17 protein-coding genes and 1 pseudogene are annotated in these 15,532 nt (G+C 71.4%); 12 read left to right on the forward strand and 6 right to left on the reverse strand.

The annotated features are described in order from the left end of the window. Positions 1 to 259: 259 nt before the first annotated feature. The 4 genes from ACZ6ZI_RS39620 (at position 260) to ACZ6ZI_RS39635 (ending at position 3,724) form a co-directional block, all read left to right on the forward strand. Positions 260 to 859: a ScbR family autoregulator-binding transcription factor gene (locus tag ACZ6ZI_RS39620; protein WP_469529839.1), complete on the forward strand. Its 600-nt coding sequence runs from the start codon at positions 260 to 262 to the stop codon at positions 857 to 859. A gap of 229 nt (positions 860 to 1,088) precedes the next feature. Then, positions 1,089 to 1,979 (forward strand): AfsR/SARP family transcriptional regulator, encoded by an 891-nt coding sequence (locus ACZ6ZI_RS39625; protein ID WP_363063779.1) that lies wholly within the window; start codon positions 1,089 to 1,091, stop codon positions 1,977 to 1,979. A gap of 53 nt (positions 1,980 to 2,032) precedes the next feature. Next, complete coding sequence (locus tag ACZ6ZI_RS39630) at positions 2,033 to 2,845, forward strand: ScbR family autoregulator-binding transcription factor (protein WP_469529842.1); 813 nt, start codon at positions 2,033 to 2,035, stop codon at positions 2,843 to 2,845. 57 nt (positions 2,846 to 2,902) lie between these two features. Further along, positions 2,903 to 3,724, forward strand: coding sequence for an AfsR/SARP family transcriptional regulator (locus ACZ6ZI_RS39635; RefSeq protein ID WP_363063775.1), 822 nt, complete (start codon positions 2,903 to 2,905; stop codon positions 3,722 to 3,724). Positions 3,725 to 3,788: 64 nt separating this feature from the next. On the opposite strand, the gene ACZ6ZI_RS39640 is transcribed toward ACZ6ZI_RS39635, so the two are convergent. Together ACZ6ZI_RS39640 and ACZ6ZI_RS39645 are read right to left on the reverse strand one after the other, a co-directional pair. Further along, entirely contained in the window at positions 3,789 to 4,334 is a 546-nt protein-coding gene (locus ACZ6ZI_RS39640; protein ID WP_469529844.1) for a flavoprotein, read from the reverse strand. A 96-nt stretch (positions 4,335 to 4,430) separates the two neighbouring features. After that, positions 4,431 to 4,937: an FBP domain-containing protein gene (locus ACZ6ZI_RS39645; RefSeq protein ID WP_469529846.1), complete on the reverse strand. Its 507-nt coding sequence runs from the start codon at positions 4,935 to 4,937 to the stop codon at positions 4,431 to 4,433. 216 nt (positions 4,938 to 5,153) lie between these two features. Between ACZ6ZI_RS39645 and ACZ6ZI_RS39650 the strand changes: the two genes are divergently transcribed. Both ACZ6ZI_RS39650 and ACZ6ZI_RS39655 read left to right on the forward strand, forming a co-directional pair. Beyond that, positions 5,154 to 5,987: an NmrA family NAD(P)-binding protein gene (locus ACZ6ZI_RS39650; RefSeq protein ID WP_469529862.1), complete on the forward strand. Its 834-nt coding sequence runs from the start codon at positions 5,154 to 5,156 to the stop codon at positions 5,985 to 5,987. A gap of 28 nt (positions 5,988 to 6,015) precedes the next feature. Next, positions 6,016 to 7,026 carry an AraC family transcriptional regulator gene (locus tag ACZ6ZI_RS39655; RefSeq protein ID WP_363063769.1) on the forward strand — a complete coding sequence of 337 codons (1,011 nt, stop codon included), beginning with the start codon at positions 6,016 to 6,018 and terminating at the stop codon, positions 7,024 to 7,026. A gap of 19 nt (positions 7,027 to 7,045) precedes the next feature. Here ACZ6ZI_RS39655 and ACZ6ZI_RS39660 read toward each other — a convergent pair whose 3' ends face one another. Further along, entirely contained in the window at positions 7,046 to 7,519 is a 474-nt protein-coding gene (locus tag ACZ6ZI_RS39660; protein ID WP_469529848.1) for a GNAT family N-acetyltransferase, read from the reverse strand. Between the two features lie 123 nt (positions 7,520 to 7,642). Further along, positions 7,643 to 8,314: a ScbR family autoregulator-binding transcription factor gene (locus ACZ6ZI_RS39665; RefSeq protein ID WP_469529851.1), complete on the reverse strand. Its 672-nt coding sequence runs from the start codon at positions 8,312 to 8,314 to the stop codon at positions 7,643 to 7,645. A 140-nt stretch (positions 8,315 to 8,454) separates the two neighbouring features. Here ACZ6ZI_RS39665 and ACZ6ZI_RS39670 point away from each other — a divergent pair, with 140 nt between their 5' ends. Beyond that, the gene (locus ACZ6ZI_RS39670; RefSeq protein WP_469529852.1) at positions 8,455 to 9,303 is read left to right on the forward strand and encodes an SDR family oxidoreductase; all 849 of its coding nucleotides are present in this window, start codon (positions 8,455 to 8,457) and stop codon (positions 9,301 to 9,303) included. A gap of 10 nt (positions 9,304 to 9,313) precedes the next feature. Here ACZ6ZI_RS39670 and ACZ6ZI_RS39675 read toward each other — a convergent pair whose 3' ends face one another. Beyond that, positions 9,314 to 10,288: a ScbA/BarX family gamma-butyrolactone biosynthesis protein gene (locus ACZ6ZI_RS39675; RefSeq protein ID WP_469529864.1), complete on the reverse strand. Its 975-nt coding sequence runs from the start codon at positions 10,286 to 10,288 to the stop codon at positions 9,314 to 9,316. Between the two features lie 603 nt (positions 10,289 to 10,891). On the opposite strand from ACZ6ZI_RS39675, the gene ACZ6ZI_RS39680 reads away from it, so the two are divergent. The 5 genes from ACZ6ZI_RS39680 (at position 10,892) to ACZ6ZI_RS39700 (ending at position 15,274) form a co-directional block, all read left to right on the forward strand. Further along, entirely contained in the window at positions 10,892 to 11,557 is a 666-nt protein-coding gene (locus tag ACZ6ZI_RS39680) for a ScbR family autoregulator-binding transcription factor (protein ID WP_469529854.1), read from the forward strand. Between the two features lie 272 nt (positions 11,558 to 11,829). Next, positions 11,830 to 12,651, forward strand: coding sequence for an AfsR/SARP family transcriptional regulator (locus ACZ6ZI_RS39685; RefSeq protein WP_363063759.1), 822 nt, complete (start codon positions 11,830 to 11,832; stop codon positions 12,649 to 12,651). Between the two features lie 325 nt (positions 12,652 to 12,976). Then, positions 12,977 to 13,798, forward strand: coding sequence for an AfsR/SARP family transcriptional regulator (locus tag ACZ6ZI_RS39690; protein ID WP_363063758.1), 822 nt, complete (start codon positions 12,977 to 12,979; stop codon positions 13,796 to 13,798). A 49-nt stretch (positions 13,799 to 13,847) separates the two neighbouring features. Then, positions 13,848 to 14,258 (forward strand): acyl carrier protein, encoded by a 411-nt coding sequence (locus ACZ6ZI_RS39695; protein ID WP_469529857.1) that lies wholly within the window; start codon positions 13,848 to 13,850, stop codon positions 14,256 to 14,258. An 11-nt stretch (positions 14,259 to 14,269) separates the two neighbouring features. Continuing rightward, a complete protein-coding gene (locus tag ACZ6ZI_RS39700) occupies positions 14,270 to 15,274 on the forward strand; it encodes an aromatase/cyclase (protein WP_469529860.1) in 1,005 nt (334 codons plus the stop codon). A 67-nt stretch (positions 15,275 to 15,341) separates the two neighbouring features. On the opposite strand, the pseudogene ACZ6ZI_RS39705 reads toward ACZ6ZI_RS39700, so the two are convergent. After that, positions 15,342 to 15,532: pseudogene (locus ACZ6ZI_RS39705) on the reverse strand (2-oxoacid:ferredoxin oxidoreductase subunit beta); the annotation flags it as partial.

Genomic DNA, 15,532 nt, shown 5'->3' on the forward strand with positions numbered 1-15,532 from the left:
CCCCGCAGCCAACCCTCAGCCCCCCCCCGCGCGGAGCCCCGCCGGGGGCCGGGGGGGGGGGGGGGGGGGGGGGGGGGGGGGGGGGGGGGGGCGGCGGCCCCCCCCCCCCCCCCCCCCCCCCCCGCCCGGGGGAGCGGAGCAGGGGGCTCCGGTGGGAGTCCGGTCACGCTCCGGCGGGGGCGCCGACTGTGACCGCGAGGATTCCGCGTCCCTGCCCGGGAACCGGCGGACGCGGTCGGCGCGGTGTGGAGAGCCCCCCATGGTCAAGCAGGAGCGTGCCGCGCGCACGCGGGAAGCCCTCGTGCGCGCCGCCGCGGAGGTGTTCTTCGAGGAGGGCTACGTCGCGGCCTCGGTCGCCGCGATCAGCCGACGGGCCGGGCTGACCCCCGGCGCGCTCCACTTCCACTTCGAGAACAAGACCGCGCTCGCCACGGCCGTGGAACACCGGGCGGCGGACGCGTTGCGCCGCCTCACCGGGGCCCGTGACGTCGACGACCCGCTGGAGGCGCTCGTCGAGTCGACGTACGCGCTGATGGACCTCCTCACTCGCGACGTGGTCGTGCGGGCCGGCTTCGCGCTGTCCGTGGACGCGTCCTACCGGAGCCGCGTCGCACTGCGGCGCCAGTGGGGTCGGTGGGTGGGCGAGTCGCTCGTCGCGGCGCACCGGGCGGGCCGGCTCGCCGACGGAGTCTCCCCGCAGGACGCGGCCAGGGTGGTCCTGGCCTCGACCGTGGGGTTGGAGGTGTTGGGGGTCGCCGAACCCGACTGGGCCGCGCCCGACACCCTCGCCCGCATCTGGGCCCTGTTGCTGCCGAGGATCGCATCGGACGGGCACCAGAAAACAGACCGATTGGTTTGATCTGCCCTGCGTAGAGCCCCCTGAGGCCCTCATCGAGGGGTGGTCCAGGGTGTCAGTGCTGCGGTCAAAGCGCCCGATCTGAAACGTATGGGCTGGTCAGTCAGTGTTCTTGAGCGGAAGTAGAGTCTCACTGGCTACAAAACAGCGCGGACGGTTTGATATTGACAAACCGTGGGGCCTGTTTTCTACTGACTCTTGCGACTCATCCAAGGACACAGGGGAGTACGACGTGGACATCGATGTACTGGGCGCACTGGCCGTGCGGGAGAACGGGATCTCCATCACGCCGACCGCCCCCAAGCCCCGGCAGGTCCTGGCCCTGTTGGCCCTCCATGCCGACCAGGTCGTGCCGGTCTCGGCGCTGATCGAGGAGCTGTGGGGCGGATTACCGCCGCGCAGTGCCCGTACGACGCTTCAGACGTACGTGCTCCAACTCCGCGCGCTCATCGCGACGGCCCTGGAAGGCAACGAGGGCAACGGCCGGGTGCGCACGGCCAAGGACGTGCTGGTCACGCTGCCGGGCGGCTACCTGCTCAGCAGTGGCGGCGGGACCAGTGACGTCCGCGAATTCGACCGGCTGGCCGGCATGGGTTACCGGGCGATGGACGCCGGTGACCACCCGAACGCCGCGCGGTTGCTGCGCGAGGCGCTGGCGCTGTGGTCCGGGCCGGCGTTCGCCGACGTCCAGGGCGGCGTCCAGCTCGACATGGAGACGCGACGGCTGGAGGAGACCCGGCTGTGCGCCCTCGACCAGCGCATCGAGGCCGACCTGCGACTGGGGCGCCACCGCGAGCTGCTCGCCGAACTGACCGTCCTGGCCAGCCGGTACCGCACCCACGAGAACCTGCACGGACAGTTCATGCTCGCCCTGCACCGCTCCGGCCGCCGCGGCGAGGCCCTGGACGTGTACCAGCGGCTGCGCGCCACGCTCGTCCGTGACCTGGGGCTGGAGCCGTCCGGGGCGCTGCGCCGGTTGCAGCGCTCGATATTGATGGCCGGTCCGGAAGGGGCCGGGGCCGCCGCGGCGGTGGGCGTACCCGTCGGTGCCGGGGTCGGCGCCGGGGTCGGCGCGGGTGACGCGGTGGCAGCGGTGAGGGCCGAACGGCTCGTGCGGGCCTGACCACCCCGCGCGGTGTGGGCGTGGGGAGAGCGGGGGCGGAAGGAGACGGAGCGGTGCAGGAGAGGTCGGAGCGAACCCGTAGGCGGCTGGTCTTCGCGGGGGCCGAGATGTTCCACCGCAACGGATACGCCAATGCGACGCTCGGCGAGATCGCGGGCGCGGCGGGTGTGACCAAGGGGGCGCTGTACTTCCACTTCGCCTCGAAGGACGAGCTCGCGGACGCCGTGCAACAGCGCGGCTGCGGGTTGCTGCACGAAGCGGTGCGCGGGCTGCGCGAGGCCGGCGCCTCGCCCTTGCAGGCACTGATCGACATGACGCACTGGTTGGCGCGCACGCTGCACGAGGATCCGGCGATCCCCGCGAGCTTCCGCATCACCAAGGAGTGCGCGGGGCAGCAGCCGGCGGTCGTGGACTTCCACGGGACGTGGCTGGCGGCGGTGTACGGACTGCTGCGGATGGCACGGGACACCGGGGAACTGCCCGTGGTCGACGCCGGGCGTGCGGTGCCCGGCGGGATCGGTGGCGTCGGTGCGGTCGGTGCGGTCGGTGGCGTCGGTGCGGTCGGCGTGGGCGCGGTCGGTGGTTCCGGTGAGGACGACGGGCGGGGGCACGACGGCCCGGGCGCCGGCGCCGGTGGCTGGGAGAGCGCCGAGGCCCTGGTGGCGGCCGCGGTCTGCGGTATCGAGGTGCTGGCCGGGACCGGGCTGACGTACTGGGAGTTGCAGCGGAAGGTGGCCGCCCTGTGGGGGCTGCTGCTGCCGAGCCTGGTCGGCGAGGCGCGTGTAGGGGAGTACCGCACCGGCGCCGTCGAGGCGCGGGCGGTGGGCGGGGAACGGTGCTACGAGTTCCTCGGCAGCGGGGTGTAGGGACACGCAGGACGAAACGGAAATCGAGGCGACTCGACGGAAGGCGGAAGGGTCATCGTGGAGATTCAGGTTCTGGGTCCGTTGAGCGCCGAGATCAACGGCCGCTCGATCGTGCCCACGGCGGGCAAGCCCCGGCAGATCCTGGCCCTGCTCGCACTGCACCCGGGGCGGGTGATCCCCGTACCCACCCTCATGGAGGAGATCTGGGGCCACGACCTGCCCCACAGCGCGCACACCACCCTCCAGACGTACATCCTCCAACTGCGCCGCAGGCTCGGTACGGCCATGGGGCCGGGCCGACCGCAGGGTGCGAAGGAGGTGTTGGCGACCCGGCACGGCGGATACCTGCTCCAGGTGCCGCCCGAGTCCATCGACGTCAACCGGTACGAGACCCTCGTGACCCAGGGCCAGAGCGCCTTCGAGGACGGGGACGACGAGACCGCGGCGCGACGGCTGCGGGACGCGCTCGGGCTGTGGCAGGGGCGCGCGCTGGTCGACGTACGCGTGGGGCCGATCCTGGAGATCGAGGTCATGCGGCTGGAGGAGAGCCGGCTGGTCACGGTCGAGCGGCGCATCGACGTGGACCTGCGGCTCGGCCGGCACAGCGAACTCCTGGCGGAACTGACCGAGTTGACCGCGCGCCACCGGCAGCACGAGGGGCTCCACTCCCAGCTGATGGTGGCCCTGTACCGGTCGGGACGACAGGGCGGCGCCCTCGACGTCTACCGGCGCCTGCGGCACCGGCTGATCGGGGAACTCGGGGTCGAGCCCTCGAACCAGCTCCAGCGGCTGCACCAGGCGATGCTCACCGTGGACCCGGCCCTCGACGTCGTCGCCGGCCCCCGACGCGGATCGACGTTCGACCTGTACGCGGCCTGATTCCGCGGATGCGGCTGCGGCTGCGGAGGCGGGCGGCCCGTGCGGGGGCCGCCGCGGAGCGGGATCAGGGCTGGGGGACGACCGTACGGTCCACCGCGTCCAGCGCGAGCTGCCACGGGAAGTGCGGCGGGGCGTCCGGGCCCGCCGGGCCGGGGACGAAACCGCCCTCGCCGTAGAGCATTTCGGCGCCGGCGCCGCGCAGGACCGTCAGGGACTGCTCGAACTGGGGGTGCGCGGCGAGCGCGGCGTTCGTACAGGGCATCGCGACGACCGGGGTGCCCTTGCCGAGGGCCTCGGCGGCCACCCCGACGGTGAAGCGGTCGGTGAGGCCGAGCGCCCAGGCGTTGATGGTGTTGAAGGTGGCGGGGGCGAACAGCAGCGCGTCCGCGGCGGGCCACACGTCGGGCTCCCCGGGGAGCTTGTACTGCCAGCGCACCGGGTTGCCGGTCAGGGCGGCGAGCCCGTCGAGGCTCTGCGCGATCCACTGCGCCGCCGTCGGGGTCAGGCCCACGCAGACGTCCCAGCCGCGCGACTGGGCGTCCTCGATCACGTGGGCCACGTCGAAGACGGGCGGGGCGGCGGAGCAGAACAGGTAGAGAGTCCTCGTCATACCGTCATGTGATCATATTGCCGGCCCTTGACCCTCCCCGATGGCGTACACGGGTCCGCAGGGAGATCGAGATCACTGCGGACCCGGGGACCGCGGTCAGGCGGCGGCGGTGACCTTCGAGGCGAAGGCGTCCAGGTTCCCCCGCATCCGCGCGAGGCGCTCGTCCACGGTGAGGGACTCCTCGTGACGCGTGGTGCGCAGCTTCGGCTGCCGCTTCCCGCGGACGTACAGGGAGCAGGCGAGATCGGCGCAGATGTACGTGCCGACCGTGTTGCCCTCGCGGCCCCGGGCTCCCGCCAGGGGGGCGGCGAGCAGGGTGACCCCGGAGGAGGCGTGCCCGGTCAGGCAGATCTGGCACAGGCTGGACTTCAACGCGCTGGTGCGGCCGACGGCGGGCACCCGCAGCGAGATCCCGACGGGCCCGTCGGGGCGGGGCAGCACGAGGTGGGCCCGCAGCGGCGCGCCGGGATCCACCCAGCCCAGGAAGTCGAGGTCCTGCCAGGGCAGTTCGGCGAAGTCGAGGGGCAGCCGCAGCCGGGCCGCCTCGCCCTTGGTGCAGTTCACGAAGGATGAGCGGATCTGTTTGTCGTCGAGCGGTTCCACGGGGGTCGACCCTAATACCGGTCCGCGGGGGCGCGCATCCCGGTATCGGGCACCCCGGTCGTGGCCTCGGCGCTCTCGGGGGCTCTCGGGGGCGTGGACGCACGCGTATGCGGTTGAGCTTCTCGCCGATGTCGCGCGTCGGGCGATCGGGCTTGACTGGTCCGCATGACGACGAACGAGAAGAACCGGAAGAACGAGTCGAACGAGGCGACGGGGATGGACGAGGCGAACGGGACGGACGTGCGGGGGCTCACGCTCGTCATCGGCGGCAACGGCAAGACGGGGCGCCGCGTCGTCGAGCGGCTGCGGCGCCTCGGCCGGCCCGTCCGGGTCGGGTCCCGCGCCGGCGAGCCGCCCTTCGACTGGAACGCCCCCGAGACCTGGGGGCCGGCGCTGCGGGACGTGCGCCGGGTGTACGTGACGTACCACCCCGACCTGGCCTTCCCCGGGGCCGCCGAGCGGATCGGAGAGTTCGCCGCGCTGGCCGTCGCCGCCGGGGCCCGCAGGCTCGTACTGCTGTCGGGCCGGGGCGAGGAGGCCGCGCGGCGCGGTGAGGAACTGCTGAAGGCGTCCGGCGCCGACTGGACGGTGGTCCGGGCCTCCTGGTTCCACCAGAACTTCGACGAGGCCTTCTTCCTGGAGCCCGTGCTGGCCGGGGAGATCGCCCTGCCGACGGGGGACGCGGTCGAGCCGTTCGTCGACGCCGACGACATCGCCGACGTCGTCGTGGCCGCGCTCACCGACGAACGGCACGTCGGCCGGACGTACGAGCTGTCCGGGCCGCGGCTGATGGGCTTCGCGGACGTGGCCGCCGAACTGTCGAAGGCGACCGGGCGCGCGATCGCGTACGTTCCCGTCGCGGACGAGGAGTACCGGGCGGTGCTGCGGGAGAACGGGCTGCCGGAGGAGTTCGCCGAGCTGTTCACGCTGATCACCGACGGTCGCAACGCGCACCTCGTCCACGGCGTGCGGGAGGTGCTGGGGCGCCCGCCGCGGGACTTCGCCGACTACGCCCGGGAGGTGGCGGCGAGCGGGGTGTGGGACGTCTGAGCGGGGTGGGCGCGGGGAGGATGGGGGCATGGACACGCTGACCGGTCTGCTCGAAGGGCCCCACGCCCGGGGCGCCTTCCTGCTCAAGGCCGTCTTCAACCCGCCGTGGTCCGTACGGATCGAGGACCGGGCCCCGCTGTCGGTGCTGACGGCGGTGCGCGGTGCGGCCTGGGTGCTGCCCGACGGGGGCGAGCCGGTCCGGTTGGGGCCGGGGGACGTGGCGCTCGTACGGGGACCCGAGCCGTACACGCTGGCCGACGACCCGGACAGTCCGGTACGGGTGACCGTGGGCCCGGACCAGCGGTGCAGCAGCGCCGGCTCGGGCGAGGACCTCACCGACAGCCTGACGCTGGGCGTGCGGACCTGGGGCGATCCGGTGCGCGGGCCCCGCTCGACGGTGGTGCTGAGCGGGACCTACCAGGCGCCGGGCGAGGTCGGACGGCGCCTGCTGGGGGCGCTGCCGGCGGTACTGGTCCGCCCGGCGGGGCACGCGGACGCGGCGCTGATCGCGCTGCTGGCCTCGGAGATGAGCCGGGACGAGCCGGGCCAGGAGATCGTGTTGGACCGGCTGCTCGACCTGTTGCTGATCGGGGTGCTGCGGGCCTGGCTCGCGGATCCCGAGGCGGGCGCGCCGGCCTGGTACCGGGCGCAGGGCGATCCCGTGGTCGGGCCGGCGCTGAGGCTGCTGCACGAGCGGCCGGGCCACGGTTGGACGGTGGCCGAACTGGCCCGCCGGGCCGGGGTGTCGCGGGCCTCGCTCGCCCGGCGCTTCACGGAGCTGGTCGGCGAGCCGCCGGTGGCCTACCTGACGGGCCGGCGGATCGCCCTCGCCGCCGACCTGCTGCGCGAGCCGGACGCCACCGTCGCGACGGTGGCCCGCCGGGTCGGCTACGGCAGCGCGTTCGCGCTGTCCACGGCCTTCAAGCGGGTCCGGGGGGTCAGCCCGCAGGAGTTCCGCGCGGGCGTCTCCCCGGCCTGGACGGTGACGGGGGCGGGGGCACCGGCGTCGGCGTCGGCGCGGACGGTGGTGCTGGCCTGACGGGTCGGTCCCGGCGGGGCTACCCGAGGTCGAGGGCCGCCACGCGCTGCTCGCCGCTCAGCTCGCCGGTGAGCCGGAAGCCCAGCCCGAGGTAGAAGGGCTCGGGGCTGCCCTCGCCCGGGTGGAAGGTGACGTACGCGCGGGCATCGCCGCGCCGGCGCAGCTCGTCGAGGACCGCCCGGACCGCGAAACGGCCGTAGCCCTTGCCCTGGTGGTCGGCGGAGACGTTCAGGCGCCACAGGCCGGAGCGGCGGCCCTCGGGGTCCGCGGCGGGGTCCCAGACGATGTCGAGGAAGGCCATGACGAAGCCGACGACCGCGTCGCCGTCCACGACGGCGCGGGGCCAGGCGGTCGGGCCGTGGGCGTAGGCCTCGGCGAGCGACTTCACGACGGGGGAGACGAGGTGCTCCTGGTGCGGGTGGATCCGCACCGCGCACACGGCGTCGAAGTTCTCGGGGGTCACCGGAACCAGACGGAGGGTTGAGCTGATCATGTGCTCAGCGTAAATCCGACGGACTTCGGTGATCCCATGGGAAAGGAACGGGGCGTCCGGTATATTTTCGCCGGGCGAGAAGAAAGGATCATGATGCGCGCGTGCGGCACGCCGACGTCGGACTCAGCCGCGGACCCCGATCCGCTCGTCTTCGGGCAGGTTCGCCGTGGCCTCCCTGTAAACATCGGTGGCGCGGGTCTCACCGAGCTGGAGGGAAGCCAGCACGGAGGGCACCACGATGCTGGGGAGCAGGTGGCGCAGGAGAGCGGTGACCCTGGTCACGAGATCCCGGTAGTCGGTGAGCGCCTGGGACATCGATTGGATGCCCGCGTAGGAGCCGACGATCACGTCGGCCGTCTCGACCGGCACGACGTGGGGCAGCAGTTCTCCCTGCCCCTGGGCCTTTTCGAGGCGCTCCAGGACGGGCATGGCCCAGGTGCGGAACGGGCCGCTGCGGTCGAGCCCCTGTGCCTGCTGGTCCATGGTCAGCCGCACCGCGGCCCGGACCATGGCGTCCGTCTCCAGGCGGTAGGTGTGCAGCATGACGATGTCCACGATCTCCTGGACCTTGGACGGCCGTTCGGGCAGAACGAGGTTCTGGTCCTGCGCGCTGAGGACCCCTTGCGCGAGGTCGTCCTTGGATTGGAAGTGGAAGTACAGGGCACCCTTGGTGACCCCGGCCGTCGTGAGGATCTCCGAGATCGTGGCGGCCTGGTAGCCGCGCTCCTCGAAGATCTTTGCCGCCGCGAACAGGATCGCCCTGCGCGTCCGGATGGCTCGGGCCTGCTCAGCCACTTTGCCTCCCTCCTCCACAAAATGTTCCGGAGCGGCGGCAGTCAGGTGCAAACCGTCCGTCCCGTACGTATCTTACAGCGGGTAACTGTGGCGCCAAGTCTTTGCGCGGCCGGGCAGACCTTCGACGGGGGAAAGAGACCATGATTCTCGTGACGGGTGCGACCGGGACGATTGGCCGGGAAGTGATGTCCCGCCTCGGACCGGAAGCGGAGGTTCGGGTATTGGCGAGAGAGCCGCGCAGGGTCGACACCGTGTCCGGGGTGGTGGAGGTGGTGCGGGGGGACTACGGCGACCCGCGTTCACTGGAGTACGCCCTGCGGGGCGTACTCGGAGTTTTTCTCGTCACCGCGCGGGTGGGGGGTCGGGACGACGCCGACTTCCTCCGAGCCGCGCGATCGGCCGGTGTCCGGCACGTGGTCAAGCTTTCGGCGGCGGCCGTCACGGACCCGGGAGCGGACGACCTGATCACCCGTTGGCAGCGGGATACCGAGGAATCGCTGGTCGGTTCCGGGATGGACTGGACCCTGCTGCGCCCGCGGTCCTTCATGTCGAACACCCTCTCCTGGGCGGGATCCATTCGGGCGGAAGGGGTCGTACGGGTCCTCTACGGGAGTTCGGCCAATGCCTGCGTGGACCCTCGCGACATCGCGGACGTGGCGGTGCGCGCGCTCACGGAGCCGGGCCACGAGGGTCGGGCGTACACGCTCACCGGACCCGAGGCGATCACCGCGCACGAGCAGACGGCCCAACTGTCCGAGGTGCTGGGCCGTCCGGTGCGCTGTGAGGAAATGGAGCCGGAACAGGCCCGTGCCCGATGGGGCGAACGGTATCCGGCGGACGTGGTCGAGGCCTTGCTGGGCAGCGCCGGGCGGCAGCGTGACGGTGCCAAGCTTCGGGTGGAGGACACGGTGCGGGAGGTGACCGGGGTGCCGGCGCGATCCTTCCGGGAATGGGTACGGGACAACGTGGCGGCGTTCGGGCCGCGGTGACGGCTTCCTGTCAGCAGAACCCGGGAGCGGCCGTGAGGGTGGTGCCGAAGACGAACTCGCCGTCCTGGTGCCCCGTGACGTAGACGGTGTCGTAGGTGCCGGCATCGGCCCGTGACAGCACCCGTGCCTTGATCAGGCAGGGCAGGTCCAGTTCCACGTACCGCTTGAAGTCGCTGTCCATGCTGAGGGGCAGAAGGGACGATCGGCCGAGCGCGGCGGTGGCCGCTTGGCGTGCTGCCTCCAGCAGGGTCATGCCCGGCACGTGGTCGACGGGGTGGTCGAAGAGCACGGGGTGCAGGGTGTCCACCCGCAGCTGCCAGTGATTGGGCTCGCCCAACGGGGAGAGGACGACGTCCGTCGGGGACAGCCGTCCCACGCTCTGGGGCGCCACGGGCGCGGTGAGCGGCAGCGGGCTGTGGTCGGCCTCCAACGTGTGGTCGGGGCGCAGTCGCTGGTACACGGCGGGGCTGGTGCAGGTGTAGGAGAGGCGGCCGCGCGCCACGACGTGTCCTTCCCGGTGGACGACCGCCTCGTAGGTGAGACCGGACAGGCTGCCGCCCCGGCGCTTGACCTCGGTGCAGTGGACGTCGATGTCGAGGGACGCAGGCGTGGGACGGACCTGGAGGTGCTCAGGGTGCACCGACAGGCTGACGTCCCACCACAGGAAGTGATGGCCGAAAGGAACGCCGTACTCCGCGTGGGCCAGCAGGCTGCCGATCTGTCGGATCGTCTCTCCGCAGAGCAGTGGATCGTGGAAACCGCCCTCGAGGGGCGTGTAGAAGCTGTGGCTGCGGGGCCACTGCGCGGTCACCCGGAAGCGATCCTCGCCGATCCGATCCCAATCGGTGAGAAGAACTTCGGCGACCGAGGCGCGATGCACTAATTCCTTCGGAACGGTCGCGGTGAGGGACGGGTACCGGTGACCGTTCGCGGTTCTGAGGGAGGAGGCCGTGCCATGCCACGGCGCACTGCGGTCGACCGACATGCGCTCGACTTGAAACGTGCTCGCGCTCATTGTTCCCCCTAGACAGCGCTGGCGAGATTTGGTGTGGCTGCTGAGAAAAATATATACCAACCGGTTTTTTATCCAGGGGGTGTCCGGACCTCGGTACGGGAAAAACCGGAAGAAACGCTTCCGGACATTCTTTGCCGTGCTGTTTCCGTAGATCCTCGCAGTTTGGCGGGATTCGGTTCTTCCATGGGCCTCTGAGGGCATCCTTCCGGCGTCCGGCGTGGGCGTTCGAGGGGGTGACAACCCTTGGTCGGCGGCCCGAGGGGAGGGGTGGTCGAGTCCAGGATCATGGGCCGGCCTGCGACTGGGGGTGGGCGGCGTGTCGCGTGGCGCCGCTGGCGAGGGGGCGTCGAGTGACTTGATCATGGCCGGTTCACGCCTTGCGGGAAGGCGGCCGCGAGGCTCTAACGAAACCGCGCAATCGGTTTGTTAGGGAGTGTCCGCAACGGTGCGTGTGCCCCTGTGATTGCCGAGCGGTGCTCCAGTGACGATCCAGTCGCACTCCGGGCAGGAAGGTGATCATGGTGTGAAACTTAGTCGCCACTGGGCAAACCGGGACCGGTTTGTGGAGATCGCATGGTCAAGCAGGAACGTGCTGCCCGCACGCGCGAGAGTCTGGTCCGGGCCGCCGCCGAGGTGTTCACCGAGGAGGGCTTCGTCACGGCGTCGATCGCGTCCATCAGCAAACGCGCGGGGGTCAGTGCCGGCGGGCTGCACTTCCACTTCGGGAACAAGGCGGCGCTCGCCGAGGCCGTGTTGCTGCGGGCGTCCGAGGCGGTCCGGGTCATCACCGTGTCCCGGCTGTCCGGGGGCAACGCGCTCCAGGTGCTCGTGGACTCCACTCACGACCTGATGGCGCTGCTCGCCCACGACCCCGTCGTCAGCGCCGGGTTCGGGCTGTGCGCCACCGCGAGCGCGCGCGCCGACCACGACGGGGGCGACGGGTTCGACCTGCGCCGGCAGTGGCGGCGTTGGGTCGAGGCGATGTTCCGCGCCGCCGACCAGGAGGGCCGGCTCGCCGACGGGGTGTCGCCGGACGACGCCGCGGCCGCCGTCGTGGCCGCGATCGTCGGCTTCGAGGTGCTCGGCGCCGCCGAACAGGGGTGGTTCGCGCAGTCCTCCCTCACCCGCTACTGGACGCTGATGCTGCCGCGGATCGCCGCGCACGGATCGCTCGGCGAACTGGCCGCCGACGGATCCCGCGAAGAGGGTCCGCCCCTACCCGTCGGCGCGGCCGACTGAGACGACCAGATGGTCGGTTCTGCTCCGCAGAGGACCCCTCGGGACCCTTCCCGAGGGGTCTTTTTTGTTCTTCTGTAGGGGCTCGGAAGCGGCTCCCGAGGGTCTCTCGACCATTGAAGTCGCAGGTCAGAGGTGGTTTCCGGGGTGTGAGGGGGTGCTCAGCGGAAGGAAACGGCGCAAGCGGTTTGGTATTGACAAACCGGAGCTCCTGTTTTTTGCTCATTCCGGTGAAGTTCAAGGGCTCATCCACGGACGAAGTAGGGGAGTACGGCGTGGACATCGATGTACTGGGCGCACTGGCCGTTCGGGAGAACGGGACCTCCATCACGCCGACGGCGGCCAAGCCCCGTCAGGTGCTGGCGCTGCTCGCCCTGCACGCGGACCAGGTGGTCCCCGTGGCGGCGCTGATCGAGGAACTGTGGGGGGAGGAACCGCCGCGCAGTGCCCGTACGACGCTTCAGACGTACGTGCTCCAGCTCCGCGCGCTCATCGCGACGGCCCTGGAGGGCACCGACGGAACCCGCACGCCCAAGGACGTGCTGGTCACGCTGCCCGGCGGCTACATGCTCAGCAGCAACGGCGGGACCAGTGACGTCCGCGAATTCGACCGGCTGGCCGGAATGGGCTACCGGGCGATGGACGCCGGGGACTTCCCCGGTGCGGCCCGCCTCCTGCGCGAGGCGCTGGCGCTGTGGTCCGGGCCGGCGTTCGCCGACGTCCAGGGCGGCGTCCAGCTCGACATGGAGACCCGCCGGCTGGAGGAGACCCGGCTGTGCGCCCTCGACCAGCGCATCGAGGCCGACCTGCGCCTCGGCAGGCACCGTGAACTGCTCGCCGAACTGACCGTCCTGGCCAGCCGGTACCGCACCCACGAGAACCTGCACGGACAGTTCATGCTCGCCCTGCACCGCTCCGGCCGCCGCGGCGAGGCCCTCAGCGTCTACCAGCGGCTGCGCGCGACCCTCGTGCGGGAGCTCGGCATCGAGCCCTCGGCCGCCCTGCGCCGGCTCCAGCGCTCCATCCTGATGACCGGCCCCGAAAACCCGATGGAAACCCCGGACTCGGCTCGTAAGCGCCTTGCGCGGGTGGGTTGAGAAGTCATCGCCGGGTAATCGCTCGCTCATTTCCGGTAGCTGTCCGGTAAATGCGTTCGAGAATTTTCGAAGAAAATGTCGAAAGGGATATGAGCGAGCGTAACCGGAAGTAGACGGACCTGGCTGAAAGTGCAGGAGAACGGTGGTGTGGCGACGTAACCGGAGTCTAGCGGTTTCTCGACTCCCGGAGCCCTCGCGTTTCGGAGAACTACTCGACGTCGACTTGAGATTTCGGTGATGTTGCCCAGGGCGGCCTTATCGTTCTCACGTCGAATACTGAAAACCGGGAGTAGCTCGACGAAATGCGGAGAGGAGACGAGAGACCGTGAAGATTCAGGTTCTGGGGCCGTTGAGTGCCGAGGTCAACGGGGCATCGATCGTTCCTACGGCAGGCAAACCGCGTCAGATCCTGGCGCTCCTCGCGCTCTACCCGGGGCGGGTGATGCCCGTACCGACCCTCATGGAGGAGATCTGGGGGACCGACCTGCCCCAGAGCGCGCTCACCACCCTGCAGACGTACATCCTCCAGCTGCGCCGCAGGCTGGGCACCGCCATGGGCCCCGGGTCACCGACCACCGCCAAGGACGTGCTCGCGACCCGGCACGGCGGATACCTGCTCCAGATCCCGCAGGAGTCCGTGGACGTCCACGAGTACGAGAACCTCGTCGCCGGCGGCCAGAGCGCCTTCGACGACGGTGACGACGAGCGCGCCGCCGACCTGCTGCGCAAGGCCCTCGGCCTCTGGCAGGGCCCCGCCCTGGTCGACGTACGCGTCGGGCCCATCCTGGACATCGAGGTCCTGCGGCTGGCCGAGAGCAGGCTCGTGGCCACCGAGCGGCGCATCGACGTCGACCTGCGCCTGGGCCGGCACACCGAACTCCTCGCCGAGCTCACCGAGCTGATCGCCCGCCACCCGCAGCACGAAGGGCTCCACTCGCAGGCCATGGTCGCCCTCTACCGCTCCGGCCGGCAGGCCACGGCGCTGGATGTCTACCGCCGGCTGCGGACCCGCCTGATCGACGAGCTGGGCGTGGAACCCTCCCAGCAGTTGCAGCGCCTCCACCAGGCGATGCTGCGGGTCGACCCGGCCCTCGACGTCGTCGCCGGGCCGCGCCGCACCTCCACCTTCGACCTGTACGCGGCCTGACGGAGCCGCGCGCACCACCCAACCCCACGGGCCGCCGGAGCGCGGCCGCGTGCGCGGTCCGCCGGCCGCGTACCGCTTCCAGCCGCTCTCCACCGACTTCGGTCAGGCTCGGGTCCACCCGGCGCGCTTCCGCGTGCCCGAGGACGAGGAGAGAGTAGCCATGGACCGGCTGGACCCCACCACCCTGACCCGCATCCTGCGGGCCTGGGACGGAGAGGAAGAGGGCGTCGAACTCACCGACGACGTCCTCGACCTGTACTGGGTCGAGCTCGGCTACGACTGTCTCTCCGTCCTGCAGACCACCGGCTGGATCGAGCGGAGGTTCGGCATCCTCCTCGACGGGGACGCCCTGGAGCAGGCCGACACCCCCCGCAGCTACCTCGGCCTGGTCAACGCGGAACTCCACCGGAAGTCCAGGGACCTTCCGGTGGTCGCGGACAGGCTCTGCATCAAGCGTTGAGAGGGGTGTCTATGTCTGTCGAGCGAGTACACCGGATGTCGTTCGCGGTGGACGCGGCGGCACCGGCCGGCGTCCTGTACGGGCTGGTGGCGGACACCACCCAGTGGCCGCTGCTGGTACCGGCCACCGTCCACGTCGAACGCATGGACTTCGACGGGACCCAGGACCGGTACTTCATGTGGGCCGGCGCGGACGGGAACGTACGGCAGTCGGTCTGGCGCCGGACCCTGGATCCCGAGCGGCTGCGCGTCGACTTCCACCAGGAGGTCCCCACCGCACCCGTCACCTCGACGGCCGGGAGCTGGAGCGTCGAGGCGCTCGCCCCCGGCTGGTCGCGGCTGACCCTGGAGCAGTACGTCACCGTCGCCGGCAACCGCGCCGCGGACGTGGAACGGACCCGCGCGGCGACGGAGGCCGACGGCCGGGCCACGCTCACCCGGATCCGGGAACTCGCCGAACGCTGGGGCCGGCTGGACGCGCTGACGCTCTCCTTCGAGGACACCCTGCGCATCGAGGGCCCGCCCGAGCCGGCCTACGCCTTCCTGTACGAGGTGGGCGCCTGGCCCGGCCGCGTCCCGCACGTCGCGCGCGTCGACGTGGTCGAGGACCGTCCCGGCGTGCAGGTCGTCAGCACCGACACCCTGACGCCGGACGGCTCCGTCCACACCACCGACGCCGTACGCGTCTGTTTCCCCGCGGCCGGCCGCATCGTCCACAAGCAGACCCGGCCCTCCGCCCTGCTCGCCGCGCACACCGGCGAGTGGTCGGTGCTGCCCGACGCCGACGGGGTCACCGTGGTCTCCCGCCACGACGTCCTGCTGGACGAGGCCATGGTCGAGCGTTCCTTCGGCCCCGACGCCGACCTCTCCGAGGCCCGCCGCTACGTGCGCGAGGCCCTCGGACGCGAGAGCGAGGCCACCTTGCGGCTGACCCGCGACCACGCGCGCGAGGTGGCCCGGCAGGCGGAGCGCGACGCCGCCGCGCGCGCCGGCGTCAGGGCCCTGCGCGCGGTGTGAGAGCCGGACCGCGAGCGGAGGTCCGGCTCCCACCGTCGATCACCGCCGACGGGTCACTCGCCGATGGTCACCCGCCGACGACGGTCCACGCGTCGTTGCCCGTCAGCAGCGCGCCCAGGTCCGCCTTGCCCTGCCGCTCGACGGCCTTCTCCAGCTGTTCCGCCATGAGGGTGTCGTAGACGGGGCGTTCGGTGTCGCGGAAGACGCCGATGGGGGTGTGGTGGAGGGTGTCGGGGTCGGCGAGGCGGGAGAGGGCGA

This window comes from Streptomyces sp. NPDC103540, assembly GCF_055584445.1.